Annotated in this window: 25 protein-coding genes; 14 read left to right on the top strand and 11 right to left on the bottom strand. The window is 61.4% G+C overall.

All coding sequences use genetic code 11. The annotated features are described in order from the left end of the window. The first annotated feature begins 4 nt into the window (after positions 1 to 4). The 3 genes from GJU48_RS03150 (at position 5) to GJU48_RS03135 (ending at position 2,999) form a co-directional block, all read left to right on the top strand. Complete coding sequence (locus GJU48_RS03150) at positions 5 to 586, top strand: IMPACT family protein (protein WP_094951771.1); 582 nt, start codon at positions 5 to 7, stop codon at positions 584 to 586. Positions 587 to 770: 184 nt separating this feature from the next. Continuing rightward, positions 771 to 1,457 (top strand): SDR family oxidoreductase, encoded by a 687-nt coding sequence (locus tag GJU48_RS03140; RefSeq protein ID WP_094951770.1) that lies wholly within the window; start codon positions 771 to 773, stop codon positions 1,455 to 1,457. Between the two features lie 183 nt (positions 1,458 to 1,640). Continuing rightward, positions 1,641 to 2,999 (top strand): 8-oxoguanine deaminase, encoded by a 1,359-nt coding sequence (locus GJU48_RS03135; RefSeq protein WP_094951769.1) that lies wholly within the window; start codon positions 1,641 to 1,643, stop codon positions 2,997 to 2,999. 121 nt (positions 3,000 to 3,120) lie between these two features. Here the strand turns inward: GJU48_RS03135 and GJU48_RS03130 are convergent, their stop codons facing one another. After that, positions 3,121 to 4,212, bottom strand: a complete 1,092-nt coding sequence (locus GJU48_RS03130) for a calcium:proton antiporter (RefSeq protein ID WP_094951768.1) — start codon at positions 4,210 to 4,212, stop codon at positions 3,121 to 3,123. Between the two features lie 193 nt (positions 4,213 to 4,405). On the opposite strand from GJU48_RS03130, the gene GJU48_RS03125 reads away from it, so the two are divergent. Continuing rightward, positions 4,406 to 5,359 carry an adenosine deaminase gene (locus GJU48_RS03125; RefSeq protein ID WP_043051475.1) on the top strand — a complete coding sequence of 318 codons (954 nt, stop codon included), beginning with the start codon at positions 4,406 to 4,408 and terminating at the stop codon, positions 5,357 to 5,359. 130 nt (positions 5,360 to 5,489) lie between these two features. Here GJU48_RS03125 and GJU48_RS03120 read toward each other — a convergent pair whose 3' ends face one another. The 3 genes from GJU48_RS03120 to GJU48_RS03110 form a co-directional block, all read right to left on the bottom strand. Then, positions 5,490 to 6,860: an MFS transporter gene (locus GJU48_RS03120; RefSeq protein WP_094951767.1), complete on the bottom strand. Its 1,371-nt coding sequence runs from the start codon at positions 6,858 to 6,860 to the stop codon at positions 5,490 to 5,492. 105 nt (positions 6,861 to 6,965) lie between these two features. Further along, complete coding sequence (locus GJU48_RS03115; protein WP_094951766.1) at positions 6,966 to 7,652, bottom strand: ArsR/SmtB family transcription factor; 687 nt, start codon at positions 7,650 to 7,652, stop codon at positions 6,966 to 6,968. A gap of 132 nt (positions 7,653 to 7,784) precedes the next feature. Then, complete coding sequence (locus GJU48_RS03110) at positions 7,785 to 8,714, bottom strand: LysR family transcriptional regulator (protein WP_094951765.1); 930 nt, start codon at positions 8,712 to 8,714, stop codon at positions 7,785 to 7,787. A gap of 118 nt (positions 8,715 to 8,832) precedes the next feature. On the opposite strand from GJU48_RS03110, the gene GJU48_RS03105 reads away from it, so the two are divergent. From GJU48_RS03105 to GJU48_RS03095, 3 genes are all read left to right on the top strand, one after another. Continuing rightward, the gene (locus GJU48_RS03105; RefSeq protein WP_094951764.1) at positions 8,833 to 9,126 is read left to right on the top strand and encodes a putative quinol monooxygenase; all 294 of its coding nucleotides are present in this window, start codon (positions 8,833 to 8,835) and stop codon (positions 9,124 to 9,126) included. Positions 9,127 to 9,150: 24 nt separating this feature from the next. Further along, entirely contained in the window at positions 9,151 to 10,164 is a 1,014-nt protein-coding gene (locus GJU48_RS03100) for a zinc-binding alcohol dehydrogenase family protein (RefSeq protein WP_094951763.1), read from the top strand. A gap of 146 nt (positions 10,165 to 10,310) precedes the next feature. Beyond that, on the top strand, positions 10,311 to 10,493 hold the full coding sequence (locus GJU48_RS03095; RefSeq protein ID WP_094951762.1) for a hypothetical protein: 183 nt from the start codon (positions 10,311 to 10,313) through the stop codon (positions 10,491 to 10,493). 9 nt (positions 10,494 to 10,502) lie between these two features. Here GJU48_RS03095 and GJU48_RS03090 read toward each other — a convergent pair whose 3' ends face one another. Together GJU48_RS03090 and GJU48_RS03085 are read right to left on the bottom strand one after the other, a co-directional pair. Next, positions 10,503 to 11,696 carry a multidrug effflux MFS transporter gene (locus GJU48_RS03090; protein ID WP_094951761.1) on the bottom strand — a complete coding sequence of 398 codons (1,194 nt, stop codon included), beginning with the start codon at positions 11,694 to 11,696 and terminating at the stop codon, positions 10,503 to 10,505. A gap of 87 nt (positions 11,697 to 11,783) precedes the next feature. Beyond that, complete coding sequence (locus GJU48_RS03085; RefSeq protein ID WP_094951760.1) at positions 11,784 to 11,981, bottom strand: heavy-metal-associated domain-containing protein; 198 nt, start codon at positions 11,979 to 11,981, stop codon at positions 11,784 to 11,786. A gap of 147 nt (positions 11,982 to 12,128) precedes the next feature. On the opposite strand from GJU48_RS03085, the gene GJU48_RS03080 reads away from it, so the two are divergent. The 3 genes from GJU48_RS03080 to cueR are packed head-to-tail and all read left to right on the top strand — an operon-like array spanning position 12,129 to position 15,180. After that, positions 12,129 to 12,509 (top strand): hypothetical protein, encoded by a 381-nt coding sequence (locus GJU48_RS03080; RefSeq protein WP_155295923.1) that lies wholly within the window; start codon positions 12,129 to 12,131, stop codon positions 12,507 to 12,509. A gap of 56 nt (positions 12,510 to 12,565) precedes the next feature. Beyond that, positions 12,566 to 14,782: a heavy metal translocating P-type ATPase gene (locus GJU48_RS03075; RefSeq protein WP_094951758.1), complete on the top strand. Its 2,217-nt coding sequence runs from the start codon at positions 12,566 to 12,568 to the stop codon at positions 14,780 to 14,782. Then, positions 14,779 to 15,180 (top strand): Cu(I)-responsive transcriptional regulator, encoded by a 402-nt coding sequence (gene cueR / locus GJU48_RS03070; protein ID WP_094951757.1) that lies wholly within the window; start codon positions 14,779 to 14,781, stop codon positions 15,178 to 15,180. Before GJU48_RS03075 ends, cueR begins: the two co-directional genes overlap by 4 nt. A gap of 132 nt (positions 15,181 to 15,312) precedes the next feature. Here the strand turns inward: cueR and GJU48_RS03065 are convergent, their stop codons facing one another. Together GJU48_RS03065 and GJU48_RS03060 are read right to left on the bottom strand one after the other, a co-directional pair. After that, positions 15,313 to 16,212, bottom strand: coding sequence for a PA4780 family RIO1-like protein kinase (locus GJU48_RS03065; protein ID WP_094951756.1), 900 nt, complete (start codon positions 16,210 to 16,212; stop codon positions 15,313 to 15,315). A 136-nt stretch (positions 16,213 to 16,348) separates the two neighbouring features. Continuing rightward, positions 16,349 to 17,626: an acetyl-CoA C-acetyltransferase gene (locus tag GJU48_RS03060; RefSeq protein WP_094951755.1), complete on the bottom strand. Its 1,278-nt coding sequence runs from the start codon at positions 17,624 to 17,626 to the stop codon at positions 16,349 to 16,351. A 113-nt stretch (positions 17,627 to 17,739) separates the two neighbouring features. On the opposite strand from GJU48_RS03060, the gene GJU48_RS03055 reads away from it, so the two are divergent. The 4 genes from GJU48_RS03055 to GJU48_RS03035 all read left to right on the top strand — a co-directional run bounded on the left by GJU48_RS03055 (position 17,740) and on the right by GJU48_RS03035 (position 23,909). Continuing rightward, positions 17,740 to 19,092 carry a 3-oxoacyl-ACP reductase gene (locus tag GJU48_RS03055; protein WP_094951754.1) on the top strand — a complete coding sequence of 451 codons (1,353 nt, stop codon included), beginning with the start codon at positions 17,740 to 17,742 and terminating at the stop codon, positions 19,090 to 19,092. A gap of 2 nt (positions 19,093 to 19,094) precedes the next feature. After that, positions 19,095 to 19,943, top strand: coding sequence for a MaoC family dehydratase (locus tag GJU48_RS03050; protein WP_094951753.1), 849 nt, complete (start codon positions 19,095 to 19,097; stop codon positions 19,941 to 19,943). Between the two features lie 302 nt (positions 19,944 to 20,245). Then, entirely contained in the window at positions 20,246 to 22,039 is a 1,794-nt protein-coding gene (locus GJU48_RS03040; protein ID WP_256671202.1) for a collagen-like triple helix repeat-containing protein, read from the top strand. Between the two features lie 184 nt (positions 22,040 to 22,223). After that, a complete protein-coding gene (locus GJU48_RS03035; RefSeq protein ID WP_094951750.1) occupies positions 22,224 to 23,909 on the top strand; it encodes a ShlB/FhaC/HecB family hemolysin secretion/activation protein in 1,686 nt (561 codons plus the stop codon). Here GJU48_RS03035 and GJU48_RS03030 read toward each other — a convergent pair. From GJU48_RS03030 to GJU48_RS03020, 3 genes are all read right to left on the bottom strand, one after another. Continuing rightward, complete coding sequence (locus GJU48_RS03030) at positions 23,893 to 24,339, bottom strand: response regulator (RefSeq protein WP_155295921.1); 447 nt, start codon at positions 24,337 to 24,339, stop codon at positions 23,893 to 23,895. The two genes, GJU48_RS03035 and GJU48_RS03030, sit on opposite strands and share 17 nt — an antisense overlap. Positions 24,340 to 24,399: 60 nt before the next feature. Beyond that, positions 24,400 to 24,594 (bottom strand): Flp family type IVb pilin, encoded by a 195-nt coding sequence (locus tag GJU48_RS03025; protein ID WP_094951749.1) that lies wholly within the window; start codon positions 24,592 to 24,594, stop codon positions 24,400 to 24,402. A gap of 70 nt (positions 24,595 to 24,664) precedes the next feature. Further along, a complete protein-coding gene (locus GJU48_RS03020; protein WP_094951748.1) occupies positions 24,665 to 24,859 on the bottom strand; it encodes a Flp family type IVb pilin in 195 nt (64 codons plus the stop codon). Positions 24,860 to 24,963: the final 104 nt, after the last annotated feature.

Raw genomic sequence — 24,963 nt, 5'->3', positions numbered from 1 at the left:
ACTTATGCCTTTCACCCTTACCGGCCTTTGCGAATTTCGTGAAGAAATACGCAAAAGCCGCTTCATCACCCTCGCGGCGCCGATCACCAGCGCGCAAGACGCCCAGGCGTTTTTCGAGCAGTACAGCGACCTCAACGCCACGCACAACTGCTGGGCCTGGAAACTGGCCGACCAGTACCGCAGCAACGACGACGGCGAACCCGGTGGTACGGCCGGGCGCCCGATTCTGGCGGCCATCGAAGCCCAAGGGTTTGATCAAGTCGCCGTGCTGGTGATTCGCTGGTACGGCGGCATTCAGCTGGGCACCGGTGGGCTGGCCCGTGCGTACGGCGGCGGCGCGAATAAATGCCTGCAGAATGCCGAACGCATCGAACTGATCAGCCGCGTGCCGCTGAGTTGCGCCTGTGGATTCTCCGAGTTGAACCTGGTGAAGCTGCGCGTCGCCGAACTCGGCGGCTTGGTGGTGGAGGAGACTTTCACCGCCAATGGCGTGGAGCTGCAATTGGCACTGGGCGAGGCGCACATCGACACCCTGCAAACCCAACTCGCCGACCTGAGCCGTGGACGCATCCTGCTGGAGCGCTGAAGCTGCTAATGTTGTTCGCTCAATGCCCCTGAACCGCGACGTCAAAGGAAGCCCTGGGGCGCACATCGACACCCTGCAAACCCAACTCGCCGACCTGAGCCGTGGACGCATCCTGCTGGAGCGCTGAAGCTGCTAATGTTGTTCGCTCAATGCCCCTGAACCGCGACGTCAAAGGAAGCCCTGCATGCCTACGCCAAAAACTGCACTGATCATCGGCGCCTCGCGCGGGCTGGGCCTTGGCCTGGTCAAGCAATTGCTCCAGGACGGCTGGGACGTGACCGCCACCGTGCGTGACCCGAACAAGGCGGATGCCCTGAAAGCCGTAGGCCCGGTACACATCGAAAAGCTCGACATGGACGACCAGCAAGCCGTGATCGCCCTGAGCCAGCGCCTCAAGAGTCGCACCTTCGACCTGCTGTTCGTCAACGCCGGCGTCAAGGGCCCGGCCAACCAGGAACCGGGCCACGCCACCCTGGCGGAAGTCGGTCAGCTGTTTTTCACCAACGCCGTGGCGCCGATCAATCTGGCCCAGCGTTTTGTCGGGCAGATCCGCAAAGACAGCGGCGTGCTGGCCTTCATGAGCTCGGTGCTGGGCAGCGTGACCATGCCTGATGGTTCGGACCTGGCGCTGTACAAAGCCAGCAAAGCCGCACTCAACTCCATGACCAACAGCTTCATCACCCAACTGGGTGATCACAAGCTCACCGTGCTGTCGCTGCACCCGGGCTGGGTGAAGACCGACATGGGCGGTGAAAACGCGCACATTGATGTGGAGACCAGCGTGCGTGGCCTGGTGGATCAAGTGAATGCCTATACCGGCAAGGGCGGTCATCATTTTATCGACTACAAAGGCAACACCATCGCCTGGTAACCCCACGGATCAACATATGCGGGCGGCGGTGCGGCTTGCCCGACGCGGGGATGCCCCTACCGCTGGACCAGGTTCAGAACTCCACGTAATCTACCGACCTCGCCCTCACCGGCGACCCTGGATCAGCAGACAGGGCAACACTGAGCTGGCAAACCTGAACCCATCATTCAGAGGAGCCGGCCAATGCCTGCGACCCATATCTGGTTAAAAAACCCCCTCGCGATTTTCACTGCCAATGGCCTCGACGCCCGTGGCGGCCTGGTGCTGCAAGACGGTGTGATCACCGAAGTGCTGGGCTGGGGCAAAGAGCCCGCCGTGCCGTGCGGACAAGTGTTCGACGCTCGCGAACATGTGATCCTGCCGGGGCTGATCAACACCCACCACCACTTCTACCAAACCCTGACCCGCGCCTGGGCGCCGGTGGTCAATCAGCCCCTGTTTCCCTGGCTGAAAACCCTGTACCCGGTGTGGGCGCGACTGACCCCGGAAAAACTCGCCCTGGCCTCCAAAGTCGCGCTGGCCGAATTGCTGCTCTCGGGCTGCACTACCGCGGCGGATCACCACTACCTGTTCCCCGACGGCCTGGAAAACGCCATCGACGTGCAAGTAGAAAGTGTGCGCGAACTGGGCATGCGCGCCATGCTCACCCGTGGTTCCATGAGCCTGGGCGAAGCCGACGGCGGCCTGCCGCCGCAACAGACCGTGCAACAAGGCCAAGTGATCCTCGACGACAGCCAGCGCCTGATCCGCACCTACCACCAGCGCGGCGACGGTGCACAGATCCAAATTGCCCTGGCGCCCTGCTCGCCGTTTTCGGTCACGCCGCAAATCATGGAAGCCAGCGCCGAACTGGCCAACAGCCTCGACGTGCGCCTGCACACCCACCTGGCAGAAACCCTGGACGAGGAAGATTTCTGCCTGCAGCGCTTCGGCCTGCGTACCGTCGACTACCTGGACAGCGTCGGCTGGCTCGGCCCACGCACCTGGCTGGCCCACGGCATTCACTTCAACCCGGATGAAATCGCGCGTCTCGGCGCCGCCGGTACCGGTATCTGCCATTGCCCAAGCTCGAATATGCGCCTGGCCTCCGGCATCTGCCCGACCCTGGACCTGCTCGCTGCCGGTGCGCCGATTGGCCTTGGCGTGGACGGCTCCGCCTCCAACGATGCCTCGAACATGATCCTTGAAGCGCGCCAGGCCCTGTATATCCAGCGCCTGCGTTACGGCGCGGAAAAGATCACGCCTGAAGGCGTGCTGGGTTGGGCGACAAAAGGGTCGGCGCAATTGCTGGGGCGCACGGATATTGGTGAGCTGGCGGTCGGCAAACAGGCTGACCTGGCGCTGTTCAAGCTCGACGAGCTGCGCTTCTCCGGCAGCCATGACCCGATCTCGGCGCTGCTGCTGTGCGGCGCCGACCGCGCGGATCGAGTGATGGTCGGGGGTAAATGGCGAGTGATTGACGGCCAGGTTGAAGGCCTGGATTTGAAAGGTTTGATCGCCGATCACACCCAGGCGGCGAAACAGCTGATCGCCGGAACCTAAGCCAAATACACATGCAAATGTGGGAACTGGCTTCTGTGGGAGCTGGCTTGCCTGCGATAGCATCATCTTGCACAAAGCCAACTCCCACAAAACCCAGCGCCCACATTGAGTTCTGCGGTCTCTATAGACCCAACAGCGACAGCATAATAAACGTCGCAAACAACACAAAATGGGTCATCCCTTCGATGGCGTTCGTTTCGCCATCGTTGAGGTTGATCGCGCTGACGATCAGCGTGATCAACACCATCACGGTTTGCACCGGTGTCATCGCCATCTGGAACGGCTGGCCGGTGTATAGCGCCATAGCCTCCATCACCGGCACGGTCAGGATCACCGTCGACAAGGACGCGCCCAGTGCGATGTTCACCACCGACTGCATGCGGTTGGCCAGGGCCGCGCGCAACGCCGTCAAAATTTCCGGCGCGGCTGAAATCGCCGCGACCACAATCGCCGTGATCACCGGCGGCGCGCCTGTGCCTTCCAGGCCGAGGTCGAGGGTCTTGGACATCACCTCAGCCAGTGCGCCAATCACGATGACGCCAAACACCAACGTACCGATGGAAAACGCGAGGCTGATCGGCGGCTCTTGTTGCTCTTCGGGCTGTTTCTTGCGGCGTTTTTCCGGGTAGCTGTAGCTGAAGAAATAACTGTGCGGCCCTACCTGCATGCGCAGGAACAGGGTGTAGAGCACCACCATCGCGCCGATGGTGAAGGCTGAGTAAATTTTCCAGTCTGCCTCGGGGATAAATTCCGGCACCACCATCGACACGCCCATCGCCGTGAGGATCATCACGCTGTAGGTGCGGGCCGAATCATCGTTGTAGGACTGTTCACCATGCTTGATGCCGCCCATCAGCGCGGCCAGGCCGAGGATGCCGTTGATATCGAGCATCACCGCCGAGTAAATGGTGTCACGCACCAGGGTCGGCGACGGCTCGTTGCTCATCATGATCGCCAGGATCACCACTTCCACCAGCACGGCGGCGAGGGTCAGGATCATGGTGCCGTAAGGGTCGCCGACCTTCTCCGCGAGCTGCTCGGCATGGTGGGCCACGCGCATCGAGGCCACGACGATAAAGCCGATCAGCCCGATACCGGCCAGCAGCGCCACCATTTGCCCGCTGTGCAGCATCCAATGCTCCAACGGGTAAGCGGCGATGGCGGCAATCAGCGCCAGTAACATGTATTTTTCTTGCTTGAGGGATGTGAGCATTCCGGGCCTTTTCATACGGCTAATCAGTCATTGATGGGGTACAGACTGCGCCACGCCGCTAACGTTTCGTTACACCTTAGTTCACGCGGCCCTTGCGTGAATAAATCCAATACTCTCCTGCTGGTCAGGTTTTGCCGATTATTTCGGCGATGGCCTGTAGAATGCCGCCATTGCACCTGATGAGATTTTACAAATGTACGATTGGCTCAACGCCCTGCCCAAGGCTGAATTACACCTGCACCTGGAAGGCTCGCTGGAGCCTGAGCTGCTGTTCGCCCTGGCCGAGCGCAATAAGATTGCGCTGCCCTGGAACGACGTCGAAACCCTGCGCAAGGCCTACGCCTTCAACAACCTGCAAGAGTTTCTCGACCTGTATTACAAGGGCGCCGACGTGCTGCGCACCTCCCAGGATTTCTATGACCTGACCTGGGCGTACCTGCTGCGCTGTAAAGCACAGAACGTGATCCATACCGAACCCTTCTTCGACCCGCAAACCCACACCGACCGTGGCGTGCCGTTCGAAGTGGTGCTCAACGGCATCGCCGCTGCACTCAAAGATGGCGAACAGCAACTGGGCATCACCAGTGGTTTGATCTTAAGCTTCCTGCGCCACTTGAGCGAAGCCGAAGCCGAGAAAACCCTCGACCAGGCGCTGCCGTTCCGTGATGCATTCGTGGCCGTGGGCCTGGACAGCTCGGAAATGGGTCACCCGCCAAGCAAGTTCCAGCGCGTGTTCGACCGTGCCCGTCACGAAGGCTTCCTCACCGTGGCCCACGCCGGCGAAGAAGGCCCACCCGAGTACATCTGGGAAGCCATCGACCTGCTGAAAATCCAGCGTATCGACCATGGCGTGCGCGCCATCGAAGACGAGCGCCTGATGCAGCGGATCATCGACGAGCAGATCCCGCTGACCGTGTGCCCGCTGTCCAACACCAAGCTGTGCGTGTTTGACGACATGGCCCAGCACAACATCCTCGACATGCTCGAGCGTGGCGTGAAGGTGACAGTGAATTCGGACGACCCGGCGTACTTCGGCGGTTATGTCACCGAGAACTTCCACGCCCTGTACACCTCGCTGGGCATGACCCAGGACCAGGCCAAACGCCTGGCGCAGAACAGCCTGGATGCGCGGTTGGTAAAGCCATAACTGGATAAACACCCGTTAACAATGTGGGAGCTGGCTTGCCTGCGATAGCGGTTTAACAGTCAACCGTGAAGGTGACTGACAGACCGCCATCGCGGGCAAGCCCGCTCCCACACGTGTTCTATGTCGCCCTCTAAGCCTCGGCCAGTTCTTCCAACGTCTTACCCTTCGTCTCCATCCCAAACACCCACACCACCAGCGCCGCCACCGCAAAACACAGCGCGCCCAAGGCAAACACCCCGCCCTGCCCGGTTATCGGAAACACCAGCCCGGTCACCAACGGCCCCAGCAACGAACCAACCCGGCCAATTGCCGAGGCAAACCCGGAACCAGTGGCCCGCGCCGAAGTGGGATACAGCTCCGGCGTGTAGGTGTACAACACCGCCCACATGCCAAACAGAAAGAACTGCATCAACAGCCCCGAGGTAATCAGCAGCCCCACGTTGCCGCCAAACACCGCGCTCTGCCCATACAGAAATGCCATCACCCCGCCGCCCAGCAACGTCACCACGCACACCGGCTTACGCCCCCAGCGCTCCACCAGCCAGGCCGCCATCAAGAACCCGGGAATCCCACCCAGGGAAATGATCACCGTGTAGTACACCGATTGGGTCACGGCAAAACCCGACTGCTGCAACAATGCGCTCAGCCAGGACGTCAGCCCATAAAAGCCCAGCAAGGCAAAGAACCATACGCTCCAGATCATCATCGTGCGTTGGCGATACTGCGCCGACCACAGTTGTTGAAACGCCGAGAAAAACGTCCCCGGCACGCTCTCAACCCGTGGCAAGGCAATCGGTTCCGGCAAGTCGGCGCGCCCCAGCGAATTGCGCACTTTTTGCTCAATGCCCAGCAACACCTTATCCGCCGCCGCCTGCCGGCCGGCCTGCTCAAGCCAGCGCGGCGACTCCGGGATAAAAAACCGAATCGCCAATACAAACACCGCAGGCACCGCCAGCACCAAAAAGATGTCGCGCCAGCCAATCACCGGCAGCAGAAAATAAGACAGCACGCCCGCCGCCACAAAACCGAGCGGCCAGAAACCATCCATCAAGGCGATATAGCGCCCGCGCCTCTTGGCTGGGATCAGCTCCGAGAGCATCGACTGCGCAATCGGGAACTCCATGCCCATGCCGATCCCCAGCAGGATGCGAAACAGCGTCAATGTCTCCACCGTCTGCGCGGTGGAACACAGGTAACTGGCGACGCCCCACAACACGATGCTCCACTGGAACACCGGCTTGCGTCCGAAGCGATCTGCCAACATCCCGGATAAAGAGGCACCGATCACCATGCCAAAAAAACTCGAACTGGCCAGCAACCCGGCCTGGGCCGTGCTCAGGCCAAACTCGGTTTTGATCGAGCCCAAGAGAAACGTCATCATCGCCAGGTCCATGGAATCGAAGAAAAACGCCAGGGCGATGATGATGAAGATGACTCGGTGGTAACCGCTGATCGGCAACCGTTCCAGCCGTTCCGCTGCGCTATAGCCTTGCATACCCATGCCGCACCCCCTGTGTGAAAAAGCCCCAGAGCGAGTGTGCGGCATCGTTTTCACCGGTAATTGCTGGATGCGACCTGACTGAAACTCTGAGCGACGATGGCCCGCCTACAACGCAACCAGCCGGTTGATTTCCACATGCCCGGTGCCGGTAACCTGCAAGGCGTGGGACTCGTTGGCCACGCTGATCCAGCCGGACTGTAAAAACAGTTGCAGCAGCCCCGCGCCCAACGGGCCACCCAGGTGCGGTTGCTGCTGGCTCCAGTCAAAACAGTCGCAAACCACAGGCGATGCCAGCGCCTGGGTAAAAATGCCCAGGCGCGCAAAGTGCTGCGCACCCGCGACAGTAATATCGGTACGCTGCTCATGGCGATCGATCCAGCCAGCATCCGCCATCTGCTGGTAAAGCCACGCCGCCAACTCACCGCCGAGGTGCCCATGGCACAAACGGGCGTGTCGCAATGGCGCCGGCGCCAGCAGGGCCTTCGGTAAAACATCCGGCGTCATGCGTGCGGCACTGGCCATGGTGGTATTGGCCAAGGCGTCGATGGCCGCACTGACATCGGCGGCCGCCACGCGAAACAGCCGCTTGCCACGCCGGGCCTCGACCCGTAGCAAACCGCCCCCGGTGAGCCGCGACAAATGTGCAATAGCCGACGCCGACGACAGCCCGGCCAACGTCGCCAATTCTTCTGAGGACTTGGCCGAGCCGTCCATCAAGGCCCAGAGCATGGCGGTACGCTTGGGCTCGCAGAGCAAGCCGGCGATATGACTGATGCACGGTGCTGCTTCCATGTATTCATTCCTTGTTAAGCATTTGTCTGCTGCGGTTGGAACGAAGTATAGGGGCGCAAACCGCCCGCTCCGCGGCGTCTGACAGCGCGGAAAGGGACAGGCTCTGAGTGAAATTTCTTACTTTGGTGGAGGCTACTGCGCCGCGTTCAATCGCTCCGGCCATTGCGCGGTCAATGTCGCACAACGGGCCACGAGCATTTCGCGCAGCAGGTTGATGGGTTTGCTCAATTGCGCGCGATGGGCGCACAGCAGATTGAGCGGCGTACGCTCACCGCGCAGCTCCGGCAGGATCACGCGCAAGCGCCCGGCCAGCACGTCACTGCTCACGTCCAGCCAAGACTTGTAGGCAATGCCGACACCCGCCACCGCCCAGCGGCGAACCACGTCGGCGTCGTCACTGAAGCGGTCGCCGGTCACCGTCAGGCTGATCTCGCGCTTGCCGTCGTGAAAACTCCAATGGTCGTGCACGCGACTGCCGAGCATGTACAGCAGGCAATTGTGCTGGGCCAGTTGCTCCAGATGGCGCGGCTCGCCATGCCGCGCCAGGTAACTGGGCGCGGCGCACAGCACGCGCAGATTGTCCGGGGCGATGGGCAGCGCGATCAGGCTCGAGTCTTCGGGCTCGCCATAGCGCAGGGCGATGTCCACCGGCTGGCGGAACAGGTCGGCAATGCGGTCACCCAGCAGCAGGCGCACGGTCAGTTGCGGGTATTCACGCTGGAACTCATCGAGCCACGGCAGCAGCTGGTTGCGCCCGAAGTCTGAAGGCGCCGACAGCTGCAGCACGCCGCTGACGTGGTCCTGGCCGCTGGCCAATAAACGCCGCCCCTCGTCCAGCGAACTCAACGCGGCGCGGGCGTACCCCAGAAAACCTTCACCCTCGGCGGTCAAACGCAGGCTGCGCGTGGAGCGTGCCAGCAAGCGCGTGCCCAGTTGCTGCTCGATGCGCTTCAACGCGGCGCTGGCCACCGCCGGCGACAGGTCCATGACCCGCGCCGCGGCGGACAAACTGCCCAGGTCCGCCGCGCGCACAAACAACTGCAAATCATCAAAACGCAGCATGCATTCTCGCCAATTATCAAAATTCTATTGAAACAGACTGCTGTTTTAGCGGGTTTTATCTTCCTGGGAAATAGCCAATCATCTGCCCATCCCGTTCATCACGTGCTTGGAGTTGAATATGTCCGCTGCCTTTAACGTCATCGCTACGCTGATCGCCAAACCCGGCCAACAGGCCACCTTGGAAACCCTGCTGCGCGGCCTGCTGGAACCGACCCGCCTGGAAGCGGGTTGCGAGCAGTACGACCTGCACCAGGACCTGCAACACCCCGAGACCTTCTACATGCTCGAACGCTGGAGCGACGACGCGGCGCTGGCCGACCACGACCAGAGCGCGCATATCCAGAGTTTCCGCGCCAAGGCCGCTGACGTGATCGAACACTTCGAACTCAAGCGCCTGAAATTTCTTGCCTGATCAACGCCCTTTTCCGGAGCCCTTATGAAAGCCATTGCCTACTACGCCGCACTGCCCATCACCGATGCAAAATCCCTGCAAGACATCGAACTACCAGAGCCGGTCGCCGGCCCGCGCGACCTGTTGGTGGAAGTCAAAGCCATCTCGGTCAACCCGGTGGACACCAAGGTGCGCCAGAACGTCGCCCCGGAAAATGGCGCCGCCAAGGTGCTGGGCTGGGACGTGGCCGGCGTGGTCAAGGCCGTTGGCAGCGACGTGACGCTGTTCAAGGCCGGTGACACGGTGTTCTACGCAGGCTCCCTCGTACGCCCGGGTGGCAACAGCGAACTGCACACCGTGGATGAACGCATCGTCGGCCACATGCCCAAGAGCCTGGGGTTTGCCGAAGCTGCCGCGCTGCCGCTGACCGCCATCACCGCCTGGGAGTTGCTGTTCGAGCGCCTGCAGGTGCGTGAAGGCAAGGAGGATGAAGGCCAGAGCCTGCTGATCGTCGGTGCCGCCGGGGGTGTGGGGTCGATCCTGACGCAACTGGCCAGCCAACTCACTGCGCTGAAAGTCATCGGCACCGCCTCGCGCCCGGAAACTCAAGAGTGGGCCAAAGCCCTCGGCGCCGACCTGGTGATCGACCACAGCCAACCGCTCAGCGAAGCGCTGAAAAACGCCGGCCACCCACACGTAACCCACGTCGCCAGCCTGACCCAGACCGACCATCACTTGGACCAACTGGTGGAGGCCCTGGAGCCCCAAGGCAAGCTGGCGCTGATCGACGATCCCAAGGCGCTGGATGTGAGCAAACTCAAGCGCAAGAGCCTGTCGTTGCACTGGGAGTTCATGTACACGCGTTCGATGTTCGAGACGCCGGACATGATCGAACAGCACCACCTGCTCAACCGTGTGGCCGAGCTGATCGACGCCGGCACCCTGAAGACCACGGTGGGCGAGCACTTCGGTGTGATCAACGCCGAGAACCTGCGCCGTGCCCACGCGTTGCTGGAAAGCGGCAAGGCCAAGGGCAAGATCGTGTTGGAAGGTTTCTGAAAAAACTTCTGTCAGTGTCGTCTTTTATTCCTGTGAGTAATGGACGGCACCATTAGTCAGAGAGTTGATCTTTGTCATATTTGTGAGCGCATTCGGGTTTATATTGGCCGCCTTTGCCACGATTCTTTTACGTGAGGAAGTCAGCAATGAAGATCCTGATAAGAGCGTTAGCAAAATCCCCCGGCAACAAATGGCAGGTCAGCCTCGACGGCGACGCGTTCACCTTCCGCAGTGAGGCCGAGGCCCGCGCCTTTGCCGACACCCTGCAAGCCCGTATCCAGGCGCCCCACCGCATCCCTCTCAGCCAGCAGCGCGCCGCCGCCGGCTGATCGAACACCTCAGCCCTGCGCTTGCACGGCCCGCGCCCGTTGCAGGCGCTGGGTCGACATGGCAATGGTCACCGCCAAGACACCGCACAAACTGATGACCATCGCCATCGGCATCGCCGTGCCATCGTGCAACACGCCGACCAGGGACGCCGCACCCGCTGCCACGCCAAACTGAATGCAGCCCAGCAGCGCCGATGCGCTACCGGCCCGTGCACCCTGGCCGCTCATGGCGCACGCCGAGGTGTTGGGCAAAATGCAGCCTAAGCTCGCGATGCAGATAAACAGCGGCACCAGCAACGGCCACAGGGCTTCGGTGCGCAAGGCAGCAATGCCCAACAGCGACAACGCCGCCGCTACGTAGACCCACACGGTGCGCGACAGCAAAAACGCCGGGCCACGTTTGGCCAGCAACCGCGCATTGAGCTGTGCCACCAGGATAAAGCCGGCCGCGTTGGAGCCGAACAGCCAGCCATAATGCTCCGCAGGCACGCCGTAGAGCTTGATAAACACGAAAGGTGAACCGGCGATGTAGGCAAACATCCCGGCAATCGAAATGCCGCCGGTCAAGGCGTAGCCGAGGTAAACCCGGTCAGACAGCAGCGCGCCATAGCGGCGCAGCGAGCCGGACAGTGGCTGGCGCGGCTGATGGGCCGGAAAGGTTTCCGGCAAGCCGACCGCCACCGCGATGGCCGCCATCACGCTGAAGATCGACAGCGCCAGGAAAATCGACTGCCAGCCCCACAACCCGACCATCACCCCACCCGCCAACGGCGCGAGGATCGGCGCCAGGCCAGTCACCAGCATCAGTTGCGAATACACCTTGGCCGAACCCACGGCGTCGCATTTATCGCTGACCACTGCGCGCGAAATCACCATGCCCGCGCAGCCGCCGAGGGCTTGCACGAAGCGCGCGCCGATCAGCCAATCCAGCGACGGCGCATAGGCGCAGGCAAAGGATGCCACCGTAAACAGGGTCACGCCGCTGAGCAGCGGCACACGCCGACCAAAGCGGTCGGCCAGCGGGCCGTAGATCAGTTGGCCGATGGCCAGACCGCCGAAATACACCGCTAGGGTCAGCTGGATATGTTTTTCGTCGGTGGCGAACGCCGTGGCCATGGCGGGGAAGCCCGGCAGGTAGAAGTCGATCGCCAACGGCGCGAAGGCGCTCAAGGCGCCCAGAATCAGGATTATGCGGAGGTTCATCAGACACCCAAGTGAGTCGGCAGCTCGACAGTCTAGCCGCGCTTGGGTGCCATGAACATTACGTTAGCTCGCTAACTATCAGAAAACTTACGCGAGCTTGGCGCTGTAGCCTTCTTCGGTGATCAGCTCGATGACCTGCTCGGCCGACAAGTGGCTTTCAACGCCCACTTCTTTGGCCGCCAGGTTGACGTTGACGCTCGCCGCCGGGTCCTGGCTTTGCACGGCCTGGGTTACCGCTCGAACGCAATGGCCGCAGGTCATTCCTTCAACGCTGAATATTTGCATGATATGACTCCTGTATTGAGAGTGAATTGAGTCTCGACCTTGCCACGATGGCAAGGTCAAGTTTCATAAATACCGGCCGGGCTGGTATTCGGCCGCCGCGTCGGCCAAGCTTCATGCATCTTAGCTATGAACCACGGAGCATTCGCCATGCGCTGGTCGCTTTTTGCCCTTGTCAGCCTGTTGAGCTTGTCTGCCGTTGCGCCCCAGGCCAGCGCCGATCAAGACTACGCGGTGCTGATCATTTCCCGCGAACGCTTGGAAGTGCTGACCAATTGCGAGATTGGCCTGTACATTCAGGACCAGTTGGCCGGGCGCCTGTTCCAGGAACAAGCCACCTCGTTCAACTTGCCGGCAGGCAATGTGTCGCTGCGCCTGAAGCTGTTGCCGGGCCAAGCCGCCGGCTGCCTACCGGGCATGCTGGCGCCGCCAGCGCAGAACATCACACTGAAGGCCGGTGACGTGCGCAAATTGCGTATCGCCCAGGGCCCGGATGGCATGTACCTGAAACCTGCGCTGGAATCGCGCTGACCTTCCCCACAGGTCAAGGTTGATTCTAGGGGCAACGTCTCCTGGAGGACTGCCCCATGAATGGATCCACCACGTTTGACCTGCCCATCAGCGGCATGACCTGCGCCAGTTGTGCCGGCCGTGTCGAGCGCGCGCTGGGCAAGGTGCCGGGGGTGCAAAGCGTCAGCGTCAACCTGGCCAACGAACGTGCCCATGTCGAAGTGCTGGGCCAGATGGACCCCGGCGTCTTGATCGCCGCCGTCGACAAAGCTGGCTACACCGCCACCCTGCCGCAAAGTGAAACCGTCACCGATGCCAACCAAGCCCAGCGCCTGCACCACGAGCGTTGGTCGCTGCTGCTGGCGATCTTGCTGGCGCTGCCCCTGGTGCTGCCGATGCTGGTGGAACCCTTCGGCCTGCACTGGATGCTCCCCGCCTGGGTGCAGTTCGCCCTGGCCACCCCCGTGCAGTTCATCTTTGGCGCGCGCTTCTATATAGCCGCGTGGAAAGCCGTCCGCGCCGGCGCCGGCAACATGGACCTGCTGGTAGCTATCGGCACCAGCGCCGGTTACGGCCTGAGTATCTACGAATGGCTCACCGCGCCTGCAGGCAGCATGCCGCACTTGTATTTCGAAGCCTCAGCGGTAGTGATCGCCCTGGTGCTGCTGGGTAAATACCTGGAAAGCCGCGCCAAGCGCCAGACCGCCAGCGCCATTCGTGCCTTGGAAGCCTTGCGCCCGGAGCGGGCGATTCGCGTGTTTGATGGCCGCGAAGAAGACGTTGCCATCAGCGCGTTGAAGCTCGATGACCTGGTGCTGGTCAAACCCGGCGAACGCTTCCCGGTCGACGGTGAAGTGGTGGACGGCCAAAGCCATGCCGACGAAGCCTTGATCAGCGGCGAAAGCCTGCCGGTGCCGAAACAACCGGGGGATAAGGTCACCGGCGGCGCCATCAACGGTGAAGGCCGCTTGCTGGTGCGCACCCAGGCCTTGGGCGCCGAAAGTGTGTTGGCGCGCATCATCCGCCTGGTGGAAGACGCCCAGGCGGCGAAAGCACCGATCCAGAAACTGGTGGATAAAGTCAGCCAGGTATTTGTGCCCGCCGTGCTGGTGCTGGCGTTGATCACGCTGGTGGGCTGGTGGCTGTACGGTGCATCGCTGGAAACCGCGATCATCAATGCGGTCGCGGTGCTGGTGATTGCTTGCCCCTGTGCCTTGGGCCTGGCCACGCCGACCGCGATCATGGCCGGCACCGGCGTCGCCGCGCGCTACGGCATCCTGATCAAAGACGCTGAAGCCTTGGAACGCGCCCATGCCGTCAGCGCCGTGGTGTTCGACAAGACCGGCACCCTCACCTCCGGCGCGCCAAAAATTGCGCACTTGGCGGCCGTGGATGGCAATGAAGCCCTACTGTTACAACAGGCCGGTGCACTGCAACGCGGCAGCGAACACCCGTTGGCCAAGGCGGTGCTGGATGCCTGCAGCGAACAAGGCCTAAACGTGGCGGATGTGACTGCTAGCCAATCCCTCACCGGGCGCGGCATCGCGGGCACGCTCGATGGCCGGCAACTGGCTTTGGGCAACCGTCGCATGCTGGAAGAGAACGGCTTGAGCGTGGGTGACTTGGCTGATTCCGCCAACGCCTGGGAAGCCGAAGGCCGCACCTTGTCCTGGCTGATCGAACAAGGTGCGCAACCACGTGTGCTGGGGTTATTTGCCTTTGGCGACACGCTTAAACCCGGCGCACTGGAGGCCGTGGAACGGCTCAAGGCCCAGCACATCAGCAGCCACTTGCTCACCGGCGACAATCGCGGCAGCGCCCGCGTGGTGGCCGAGGCGCTGGGCATTGACGATGTACACGCCGAAGTACTGCCGGCCGACAAAGCCGCCACCGTCGCCGAGTTGAAAAAGACCGGGGTGGTGGCGATGGTCGGCGACGGTATCAACGACGCCCCGGCCCTGGCCGCCGCCGATATCGGCATCGCCATGGGCGGCGGCACCGATGTGGCAATGCACGCCGCCGGTATCACCCTGATGCGCGGCGATCCACGTTTGGTGCCGGCGGCGCTGGAGATCAGCCGCAAGACCTACGCCAAAATCCGCCAGAACCTGTTCTGGGCCTTTGTGTATAACTTGATCGGTATTCCCCTGGCGGCGTTCGGCCTGCTCAACCCGGTATTGGCGGGCGCCGCCATGGCGTTGTCCAGCGTCAGTGTGGTGAGCAATGCGTTACTGTTAAAAACCTGGAAGCCGAGCACTTGGAAACCGGAGCATTTGGAGGATAAACGCCCATGAACATCGGCCAAGCCGCCCGCCAGAGCGGGCTGAGCGCGAAGATGATTCGTTACTACGAGTCCATCAGCCTGCTCAAAGCCGCCCATCGCACCAACAGCGGCTACCGCGTGTATGGCGCCGACGACTTGCACACGCTGGCGTTTATCAAGCGCTCGCGGGATCTGGGGTTTTCCCTGGAGGAAGTCGGCAAGTTGCTGACACTGTGGCAAGACCGGCAGCGAGCCAGCGCCGACGTAAAAGCCTTGGCGCGCCAGCACATCGATGAGCTGAATCAGAAAATCCTGGAGCTTGGGCAACTGCGCGATACGTTGCAGGACTTGGTGGAACACTGCCAAGGCGATCATCGGCCGGATTGCCCGATTCTCAAGGAGTTGGCGTCGGGCAGCTGTTGCGCCTGACGCTTAAACTGATTCAACCCCAAACCAACTGTGGGAGCTGGCTTGCCTGCGATAGCATCAACGGGTGATGCCTGATACACCGAGGTGTCTGTATCGCAGCAAGCCACTCCAAGCGCTTCATGGGCCTGAAGATCATTGCATCCAAGGCGGCGGCGGAGGTTCTTCCGACGCTTTACTCGGTGGCGCATCATCCGCGGCCCGAATCGCTTGCTTACGCTCTTCATCCAACCGCGCCGCTTCGATCTCGCGGATCACACCGCCCACATCCGCCAACTCTTCCGGTTCGTCAAACTCACCAGTCAATGCACTGGCCGGATGCAGCGTGCCGGCTTCGTACAAAGCCCACATTTCCTTAGCGTACTTGGTCTTCTTCAACTCCGGAGCAAAGCGCCCGAAGTAGGAAGCCATGTTGCCCACATCCCGTTCCAACATGCTGAACGCATGGTTGTTACCTGCCGCATCCACCGCCTGAGGCAGGTCGATAATCACCGGGCCGGTCGGCGTAAGCAGCACGTTGAACTCGGACAAGTCACCGTGCACCAGACCGGTACACAGCATCAGCACGATCTGGGAAATCAGGAAGGCGTGATATTCACGTGCCTGGTCCGGGTCCAGCGTTACGTCATTCAGACGCGGCGCCGCATCGCCGTACTCGTCGGCCACCAGTTCCATCAACAGCACGCCTTCGAGGAAGTCGTACGGCTTAGGCACGCGAACGCCTGCACCGGCCAAGCGGAACAACGCCGCTACTTCGGCGTTCTGCCAGGCATCTTCGGTTTCTTTCTTACCGAATTTGGAACCCTTGGCCATGGCCCGGGCCTGGCGGCTGTTACGGACCTTACGGCCTTCCTGGTACTCGGCCGCCTGACGAAAACTTCGTTTATTCGCCTCCTTGTAAACCTTGGCGCAACGCAATTCGTTGCCGCAGCGCACCACATAAACAGCTGCTTCTTTACCACTCATAAGTGGGCGCAGCACTTCGTCGACCAGACCGTCTTCGATCAGGGGTTCAATGCGTTTAGGAGTCTTCATCAGCTTTTATTGTGGGTCCTTTATTACCAAACACGCGTATGGCACTCGTTATACGGCAATCGGCTCGCCTCGGGGAGAGGCTACCGACCTTTGGCACTTAAGAATGCATCCAATATGCCAATTTTTTTGTACATTTTTAACGTTCGATAATCGCCGTCACACCTTGGCCGCCGGCGGCGCAGATCGAAATCAGCCCACGGCCCTTGCCCGCCACGTCCAACAGCTTGGCCAAGTTGGCGACAATACGCCCACCGGTGGCCGCAAACGGATGCCCGGCGGCCAATGAACTGCCCTTGACGTTGAGCCGGCTGCGGTCGATGGAGCCCAGCGGCGCGTCCAGCCCCAGGCGGGTCTTGCAGTATTGCGGGTCTTCCCAGGCTTTGAGCGTGCACAACACTTGGGCAGCGAAGGCTTCGTGAATCTCGTAGTAATCGAAGTCCTGCAGCGTCAGACCATTCCTAGCCAACAAGCGCGGCACTGCGTATACCGGCGCCATCAACAGGCCTTCGGCGCCGTTGACGAAATCCACCGCCGCCGCTTCGCCATCGCGCAGGTACGCCAGGATCGGCAAGCCGCGTTCCTTGGCCCAGGCTTCACTGCCCAGCAGTACCAGCGATGCACCATCGGTGAGCGGCGTGGAGTTGCCGGCGGTGAGGGTGCCCTTTTCGCTGCGCTCGAACGCCGGCTTGAGGCTGGCGAGTTTTTCCAGGGTCAGGTCGGGGCGCAGGTTGTTGTCGCGGGTCAGGCCGAGAAACGGCGTAAGCAAATCGTTGTGCCAGCCTTCGGCGTAGGACGCGGCCATTTTCTGATGGCTTTCCAGCGCCAACTGATCCTGCTCGGCGCGGGGAATCTGCCAGGTCTGCGCCATCAACTCGCAGTGCTGGCCCATGGACAGACCGGTGCGCGGCTCGCCATTGCGCGGCAGCTCCGGCTTAAGATGATGGGGACGAAGTTGTAACAGGACTTTTAATTTATCCGCCATGGATTTGCTGCGATTGGCTTGCAACAAGATCTTACGCAGCCCTTCGTTCACACCGATAGGCGCGTCAGAGGTGGTGTCGACGCCCCCGGCAATGCCGCAGTCAATCTGCCCCAAGGCAATTTTATTCGCCACCAGCAACGCCGCCTCAAGCCCAGTGCCGCACGCCTGCTGAATATCGTAAGCCGGGGTTTGCGGCGACAGCCGCGAGCCCAGCACACATTCGCGGGTGAGGGTGAAGTCGCGGGAATGCTTGAGCACGGCCCCCGCCGCCACCTCGCCAATGCGCAGGCCGTGCAGATTGTAGCGTTCGATCAGGCCCTCCAGGGCAGCGGTCAACATCGCCTGGTTACTCGCCGTAGCATAAGGACCGTTGGATCGGGCGAAGGGGATGCGATTACCGCCAATGATCGCTACACGGCGCAATTGAGTCATGGAAAGCTCCCTGATAGTTGTGGGTGGAATCATCAAGCCTAGCCTAGGCTGATCGAACGACTACCACACCGGGGTGGTCAACCGTTTGAACCCCAGCCTTTGGAGAGCGTTCCATGTCTGACCGTTATATCGACTTCGCCAACTCAAGCCTCGGCCATCGCCTGGTCGCCGCCATTGGCCTGCCGTCACCGGTACGCCTGGAGCGCTGGCAGGCCGGGCGCCTGCGCCCGGTGGAGGGTGCGCTGCTGCTAGGCGGCGGCGCCCTGGCCGCCAAGGTGCTGGCGTTTGCCAACAAGCTCACCGATGCCACTTACAGCTACGGCGCTGAGCCATTGGGGGCAGCAGCGTGGATTCCCGGGCATGGCCCCAAGCTCAAGGCCGTGGTGTTCGATGCCAGCGACTTGCAGCACACCGACCAACTCAAGCAGCTGCGCGAATTCTTTCAGCCATTGCTGAAAAATCTCGACCACAGCGCGCATGTGGTGATTCTTGGCCGGGCGCCGGAAAGCCTCAGCGACCCCTTCGCCGCCAGTGCGCAGCGAGCCCTGGAAGGTTTCAGTCGCTCCCTGGCAAAAGAGCTGCGCAGCGGCGGCGTGTTGCAATTGTTGTACGTGGGCGAAGGCGCCGAAGACCAGTTGGAGGGTGCATTGCGGTTTTTCCTGTCGCCTAAAAGCGCCTACATCTCAGGCCAGGTGATTCGCCTGCAAGCCTGCGCCACACCGGTTGAGGATTGGACCCGCCCATTGGCCGGGCGCAAAGCGTTGGTCACTGGCGCCGCCCGTGGCATTGGCGCCTCCATCGCCGAAACCCTGGCGCGCGACGGTGCCGAGGTGATCGTGCTCGACGTGCCCCAGGCCAAGGCCGATCTCGAAGCCTTGGCGGCACGCTTGGGCGCACGCACCGTGGTGCTGGACATCTGCGCCGAAGACGCTGCCGCGCAGTTGATCGAGCACTTGCCAGACGGCATCGACATCGTGGTGCACAACGCCGGCATCACCCGCGACAAAACCTTGGCCAATATGACCCCGGAATACTGGGACGCGGTGCTGGCGGTCAACCTCAACGCGCCGCAAGTGCTGACCAAGGCGCTGCTCGACAGCGGCACCCTGCACGACAACGGCCGTGTGGTGTTGCTGGCGTCCATCAGCGGCATCGCTGGCAATCGCGGGCAAACCAACTATGCCGCGAGCAAGGCCGGGCTGATCGGCCTGGCCCAGGCCTGGGCGCCGTTGCTGGGTGAGCGTGGGATCAGCATCAACGCCGTGGCGCCGGGGTTTATCGAAACCCAGATGACCGCGCACATTCCTTTCGCCCTGCGTGAAGCTGGGCGGCGCATGAGTTCGCTGGGCCAGGGCGGCCTGCCGCAGGACGTCGCCGAGGCGGTGGCCTGGCTCGGCCAGCCGGGCTCCGGCGCGGTCAGCGGCCAAGCACTGCGGGTCTGTGGGCAAAGCCTGCTGGGAGCATAAACATGGAGTGGCTGACCTTAGGCAATACCCCGTTTCTGCCGCCGCTGTATTGGCGTGCGGCGCTCAAACGCAAGATCACCGGCAGCACCTTGCCCGAGCAGGGGCTGCGCTGCCGGGTGAGCGTCAACCCCAAGGCCGTGGCCGCTTATCGCAACGTCTGCGGTTTTGCCGACAGCCCCATCCTGCCGGCGACTTACCCGCATATCCTGGCGTTCGGCCTGCAGATGCAATTGCTGACGGCGAAAAACTTTCCGTTTCCGTTGCTGGGGCTGATTCACCTGAGCAACCGTATCCGCATTCACCGCCCACTGGGCGCTGTCAGTGAGCTGACGGTGGCCGTGCACGCGCAAAATCTCAAGCCGCACGCCAAGGGCGCAACCTTTGATGTGATCACCACCGTCGAGGACTCCCTCGGCCTGCTGTGGGAAGCCGAAAGCCAATTGCTCTGCCGGGGCGTGAAGCTTGAAGGCGAGCCGGCGGATGACACCTTGCCCAGCCCCACGCAGGTCAACGAGCTGACTCGCTGGAAAGCCCCCGCCGATATCGGCCGCCGCTATGCCCGGGTGTCCGGGGACTACAACCCGATCCACTTGAGCGCGCTGACCGCCAAGTTATTCGGTTTTCCCCAGGCCATCGCCCACGGGTTATGGAATAAGGCGCATACCCTCGCCGCGCTGTGCGACCACTTGCCGGCCGCCAACATTGAAATACACGTCGAGTTCAAGAAGCCGGTACGCCTGCCCAGTGAAGTTACGTTGCTGGCCAGTGCGCCGGGTTCGAGCGGTGAGTTTCTGTTAAAGGGCTCGAGTGACATTGAACATATGGTAGGGAAGTGGCAACCCATCACCTGAAAAACACTGATTAATTGTATATATACACCTTAAGTTATAGCGGACCTGAGCAGTCCGCTTTATTTTATTTAAGTCACTGATATAAAACATATATATATTCTGACACACCCTCTCTTTATACCCTTGGCATTAGTCGCTAAGCGCTGCCAAGCGGCCAGTATATAAATCGTTAATACCAAGTTGAGCGTTGCGCGAAAGAGTGCCCGGGTCTGTGATAGCCAAACGGACAAACGTATCGCTACTACTAGAAATAGCGAGCGTTTGAAACAACCAAGGTTGTACAGGTGCAAGGGAACTGAATCATGAAAACTCAAACTCAAGTAGTGCTATGGAAAGCAAGTACCGCGCTGGCTCTGATCATGGCGATGAGCCTCGGCGGCTGCAGCAGCGGTGGTGGCGGACATCACAGTAGCGTGGCGGCATCTTCCCCTGACTCAGGGGCAGGGACCGGTGGCGGTACTGGCGGTGGCACCGGCGGTGGAACAGGTGGCGGCACTGGCGGCGGCACCGGTGGTGGAACAGGTGGCGGTACTGGCGGTGGCACCGGCGGTGGAACAGGTGGCGGTACTGGCGGCGGCACCGGCGCAGGGGCAGGGACCGGTGGCGGTACTGGCGGTGGCACCGGCGGTGGAACAGGTGGCGGCACTGGCGGCGGCACCGGTGGTGGAACAGGTGGCGGTACTGGCGGTGGCACCGGCGGTGGAACAGGTGGCGGTACTGGCGGCGGCACCGGCGGTGGAACAGGTGGCGGCACTGGCGGCGGCACCGGTGGTGGAACAGGTGGCGGCACCGGCTCGACCACTACGCCTCTGGTCACAGGCCAAATTGTCGGCACCGTGGGCACCACCGTGGGTAATGTCGGCGCAGCAGTGGGCGACCTGGGTTCGACCCTGACCACCGTGCCCATCGTCGGCGTAACCGCTGGAGGCTTGGTCACTGCGACCGGCAAAGCCGTTACCAGCATTGGCACCGGCGTCACCGCGGGCCTGGGCTCGCTGGGCACCAACAGCAATTCACTGGGCATCACCGTCGCTGGCGTAGGTGACGGCGTCTCCGACCTGGGCACCGGCGTATCGAACACCGGCAAGTCCTTGGGCACTACATTAGGCGGCATTCCGGTCGTCGGCGGGTTGACCGGCGGCGTAGGCGGTGCAGCGGGCGGCCTGGTGGACAAGGTCGGCCAAACCGTGACTATGCTCGGTGACACCCTCAGCACCGCCAGTACCACTGGCCCGCTGGGCTCCGTGACCAACACCCTCGGCGGCAAGGTGCTGGTGCCTGTGGTGTCCCTGGTGGAAAACACCACCGGCAACCTCGGCAAAGCCACGGGCCTTGGCAATCCAGTCAATGGCCTGCTGGATAAAGTCGGCTCCACCGTTACCGGCCTGGGCGGTCAAGTGGCTGGCGCCGGCGGCACCGGCAACCCTGTCACTGGTATTGTCGGCGGTGCATTGGCTGGCGTCGGCGGCGCGCTCGACAAGTCGGGCGGCTATGTCGCACCTGCCGGCGGCGCCTCGGCTTCCGGCCTGCCGGAACTGGTGGGTGGCCTGGTGGCCAATGTGGGTAACGGCTTGAACGCCGGCAACACCAACGGCACTGTCAGTGCAGCAGGTGTCACCGGTGGCGCACTGGGCAACACCGTCGCCTCCCTTGGCACTATCATCGGCGGCACCGGCGTTGCCAACACCGCCGCCACAGCACCGGTGGCAGGCTTGGCCACTAACGTTGGCGCAGCGCTGAACCCTGTGACCTCCGGTGTCAGCAGCCTGACACAAAACATCGGCACCACCACCGGTATCGGTGCGCCGGTCAACGGCCTGGTGACACAAGTGGGTGGCGCTGTCAGCGGCTTGGGTACCAACCTGACCGCCGCCAACGCCAACCCGATCACTAACACCTTGGGCACCACCGTAACGGCAGTTGGCAATACCGTGGGCGCAGTCGGTGGTTTGGTCACCGGCGGTACCAGCAGCAGCGGTGGTGGCTTGCTCGGCGGCTTGAACGTAGGCGCCAGTGCCTCGGCCAGCGGCAGCGCAAGCACTGGCACAAGCGGCGGCCTGGGCGGTGTATTGAACGGCCTTACCGGCAAAAAATAAATTGCACCTGGCCGATTAGACGGCCTCCCCTACAGCGCCTACGCTTGGTTGAGACGAGAGACCCTATAAGTCTCTCGTCTTTTTTATGGGGTTTGTTTCAAAGAACAATGCTTGGCTCTCCCGAACCGCGTCCCAGAACCCGGCGGGCCAGAAACGCTGCTGCAGTTTGACCATGGAGTGTCCTATGCGCGTGTTAACGCCGTTGTTAGTGCTTACCCTCAGTGCCTCCTACGTCCAGGCCGAAACCCTTCCCAGCTTCCTCAATAGCAACGACACTATCCGCACCCTGCCGGTGCCCAACCTGCCCGCAGACGCCTATCGGCCGGTCACACCACAGACCCAGGTGCCGGAAGCGTCGCCGACCCAGAACCAGCCCTTGCTGATGGACACTAAAGTCACCATCCGCAAACTGCAGATCGAGGGCGGCACGATCTACCCGCTGGACGAGACGGCCAAGGCCTACGCGGCGTTGATCGGGCATGAGACCAACCTCGCACAGCTGATCGACGCCACCCGCAATATCACCCGTCGCTACCAACAGGACGGCTACCTGCTGTCCTACGCATTCCTGCCACAACAGACCTTCGAAAACGGCCTGGTGCGCGTGGTATTGGTGGAGGGCTATATCAAGGATTATCAACAGAGTGGCGACATCGGTTCCGTGTCGGCCTACGTCGACAAATTGGCGAATAAGCTGCTGGGAGAACGCCCGCTCACACGCAAGACCTTCGAGCGCTACACCACACTCATGGGCCGCATTCCTGGGGTGACGCTGCAAGCACAAGTGCCGCCGCCGGGTACCACCGATGGCGCCACGCACATGGTCATCCAGGCCAGCCGCAAGCCGTTCACCACCAGCATGAGCCTGGTCGAAAAAAACCGCGGCGGCACGCAAGCGTTGCTGACCGCGACCAGCAATTCGCAGACATCCATGGGCGAACAGCTCAACATCAGCGGCCTGTTTCCACCGGGCGATGACAAAGAGCACTACTACCGCGTGGGCTACAGCCAATTCATCAACGCCGAGGGCACCCAGTTGGCGCTGGCGGCCGAGCGTTATCGCGCAGACCCCGGCACCAACGTGCAACTCGATGGCGGCTTCCAACTCAAACCGCACCAGGCAATCGACCGCTACACCATCGGCTTCACCCACCCACTGATTGCCTCACCGAATGAATCGCTGACCCTGGGCACACGCCTGTACACGGTGGACCAGACCACGCGATATCAACTGGTGGGCTACCCCAACCGTTTCGACATCGAAACCAACTTGCGCGCGCTCGCGTTCGAGGGCGACTGGCGCAAGTCCGACACTCGGCAATTGCGTATTCTCAGCGCCGGTTTGTACCAAGGCATCAACGGTTTGGGCGCCACGACTCGCAGTGACCTGGAAGGGACAAAACCTGACCTGGACTTCTTCCGCCTGCGCCTGTCCGGCGTGCAGAGCGACAAGTTCTTCGATAACTGGCAAGGCGTGCTGTCGGGGGCGTTCTACTGGAGCGATAACACCTTGCCCGACAGTGAACGCGCGACCTTTGGCGGGCAGAACTTCGGCCGTGGCTACCCTGATGACCAAGGCTCGGGCGACAAGGGCTGGGGCGTGGCGTATGAGGTCAACTACAGCTTCAACCGCGCCGGCGATTGGGTGAAGGTCCTGCAACCCTACGTGGTGCTCGACCGCGCCAAGACCTGGTTCAACGAGCTGCCGGTCAAAGGCAACGACATGTCATCGGCGGCTGTCGGCCTGCGTTTTGGTGACAACAAGTACTACAACATTGCCCTTGAAGCGGCCAAGCCAATGTCGGACATCGCCCTGGACAGTTTCAACCGGCGGCCGCGGTATACGCTGAGCTTCAGCTATCAACTCTGAGTGTTTGTGGCAGCTCGTTTGTTAGGGAAGGCCGCCCTGCCAGGGGGAATAGGCTGTTGAGGGTGTCGATTAACCGCACCAGATAGATGGGCTTGCGAAACAGGTCCAGCACCTGCAGGCGTAACATGTCGCTGACGTCATCCATCTCGGCATGACCCGACATCACGATCACCGGCAAGTGTTGGCGATCGGTGTGTTCGCGCAGGCGCTTGATCAGCGAGATACCACTTTCCTCGGGCATACGCAGGTCGGTGATGACCAATGCGATGTCGGGGTTCAGGGTCAGTTCCTGCAACGCGTAGGTGACGGAGGTGGCGGTAAAACAAACGAAGCCCTCGTTCTCCAGCGACTCCGCCAGTTCTACGAGGGCATCTTCTTCGTCGTCCACCAACAGAATTTGTTGGCGAAAAGGTGCAGCTGCAGCATTCATGGGTACTACCTGGCGTTGCTAATCAATAACAAAAGTACTCACAGAATGCCGTCTACAAGGTCACGTTGGCGTAATGGCTGTCGTGATTTTTGTAAACAACGCGCTGATCTGAGGCGACAGCGTAGTGCCTGCTGCCAGTATCACCAGCGCTACAATGGCCACCAGAATGAGGTACTCAATCGCCGTTGCACCGTCTTTACGACGAAAGAGCAACTGAAGTTGAACGCAACATCTCATCAACATATCAAGGATCATAATACGGCTCCTCTGGCGCCTCAGCGCCTGATCAACAAGGTACTGCACAGTCGTCGAATGCCCTGCGAATTTACGGTGGCGTAACGGCGGTGGTGATTTTTGTGAAGAAGGCGGTGATCTGTGGTTTTAAGGTAGTGCCAGCTGCCAGTATCACCAACGCTACAATTGCCACGAGAATGAGATATTCAATGGCTGTCGCGCCTTCTTTGCGCTGGAAAAGCAATTGAAGTTGGACGTGAAGTCTAATCAGGAAATCAAGAATCATCGTACTGCTCCCTGGGCGGCCAGGCGCCCTAGCTCGGTGCTGCACAGTAATTGCGATGTGCCACTTGAGCATTGTCAACAAACCCCACACTCACAACTGTAAGA

Origin of the sequence: Pseudomonas sp. IB20 (genome assembly GCF_009707325.1) — a bacterium.
Lineage (GTDB): Bacteria > Pseudomonadota > Gammaproteobacteria > Pseudomonadales > Pseudomonadaceae > Aquipseudomonas.
The sequence above is the reverse complement of the archived record's forward strand: the minus strand, read 5'-3'. Positions and strand labels throughout refer to the sequence as shown.

Bases quoted from the DNA above. Each gene is read 5' to 3' on its own strand.
- GJU48_RS03120 (WP_094951767.1), bottom strand. From the start codon at position 6,860: ATGGGTATGCAAGGCTATAGCGCAGCGGAACGGCTGGAACGGTTGCCG.
- GJU48_RS03125 (WP_043051475.1), top strand. From the start codon at position 4,406: ATGTACGATTGGCTCAACGCCCTGCCCAAGGCTGAATTACACCTGCAC.
- GJU48_RS03115 (WP_094951766.1), bottom strand. From the start codon at position 7,652: ATGGAAGCAGCACCGTGCATCAGTCATATCGCCGGCTTGCTCTGCGAG.
- GJU48_RS03020 (WP_094951748.1), bottom strand. From the start codon at position 24,859: ATGATTCTTGATTTCCTGATTAGACTTCACGTCCAACTTCAATTGCTT.
- GJU48_RS03100 (WP_094951763.1), top strand. From the start codon at position 9,151: ATGAAAGCCATTGCCTACTACGCCGCACTGCCCATCACCGATGCAAAA.
- cueR (WP_094951757.1), top strand. From the start codon at position 14,779: ATGAACATCGGCCAAGCCGCCCGCCAGAGCGGGCTGAGCGCGAAGATG.
- GJU48_RS03055 (WP_094951754.1), top strand. From the start codon at position 17,740: ATGTCTGACCGTTATATCGACTTCGCCAACTCAAGCCTCGGCCATCGC.
- GJU48_RS03040 (WP_256671202.1), top strand. From the start codon at position 20,246: ATGAAAACTCAAACTCAAGTAGTGCTATGGAAAGCAAGTACCGCGCTG.
- GJU48_RS03105 (WP_094951764.1), top strand. From the start codon at position 8,833: ATGTCCGCTGCCTTTAACGTCATCGCTACGCTGATCGCCAAACCCGGC.
- GJU48_RS03065 (WP_094951756.1), bottom strand. From the start codon at position 16,212: ATGAAGACTCCTAAACGCATTGAACCCCTGATCGAAGACGGTCTGGTC.
- GJU48_RS03140 (WP_094951770.1), top strand. From the start codon at position 771: ATGCCTACGCCAAAAACTGCACTGATCATCGGCGCCTCGCGCGGGCTG.
- GJU48_RS03080 (WP_155295923.1), top strand. From the start codon at position 12,129: ATGCGCTGGTCGCTTTTTGCCCTTGTCAGCCTGTTGAGCTTGTCTGCC.
- GJU48_RS03130 (WP_094951768.1), bottom strand. From the start codon at position 4,212: ATGCTCACATCCCTCAAGCAAGAAAAATACATGTTACTGGCGCTGATT.
- GJU48_RS03050 (WP_094951753.1), top strand. From the start codon at position 19,095: ATGGAGTGGCTGACCTTAGGCAATACCCCGTTTCTGCCGCCGCTGTAT.
- GJU48_RS03150 (WP_094951771.1), top strand. From the start codon at position 5: ATGCCTTTCACCCTTACCGGCCTTTGCGAATTTCGTGAAGAAATACGC.
- GJU48_RS03075 (WP_094951758.1), top strand. From the start codon at position 12,566: ATGAATGGATCCACCACGTTTGACCTGCCCATCAGCGGCATGACCTGC.
- GJU48_RS03135 (WP_094951769.1), top strand. From the start codon at position 1,641: ATGCCTGCGACCCATATCTGGTTAAAAAACCCCCTCGCGATTTTCACT.
- GJU48_RS03035 (WP_094951750.1), top strand. From the start codon at position 22,224: ATGCGCGTGTTAACGCCGTTGTTAGTGCTTACCCTCAGTGCCTCCTAC.
- GJU48_RS03090 (WP_094951761.1), bottom strand. From the start codon at position 11,696: ATGAACCTCCGCATAATCCTGATTCTGGGCGCCTTGAGCGCCTTCGCG.
- GJU48_RS03110 (WP_094951765.1), bottom strand. From the start codon at position 8,714: ATGCTGCGTTTTGATGATTTGCAGTTGTTTGTGCGCGCGGCGGACCTG.
- GJU48_RS03085 (WP_094951760.1), bottom strand. From the start codon at position 11,981: ATGCAAATATTCAGCGTTGAAGGAATGACCTGCGGCCATTGCGTTCGA.
- GJU48_RS03025 (WP_094951749.1), bottom strand. From the start codon at position 24,594: ATGATCCTTGATATGTTGATGAGATGTTGCGTTCAACTTCAGTTGCTC.
- GJU48_RS03060 (WP_094951755.1), bottom strand. From the start codon at position 17,626: ATGACTCAATTGCGCCGTGTAGCGATCATTGGCGGTAATCGCATCCCC.
- GJU48_RS03095 (WP_094951762.1), top strand. From the start codon at position 10,311: ATGAAGATCCTGATAAGAGCGTTAGCAAAATCCCCCGGCAACAAATGG.
- GJU48_RS03030 (WP_155295921.1), bottom strand. From the start codon at position 24,339: ATGAATGCTGCAGCTGCACCTTTTCGCCAACAAATTCTGTTGGTGGAC.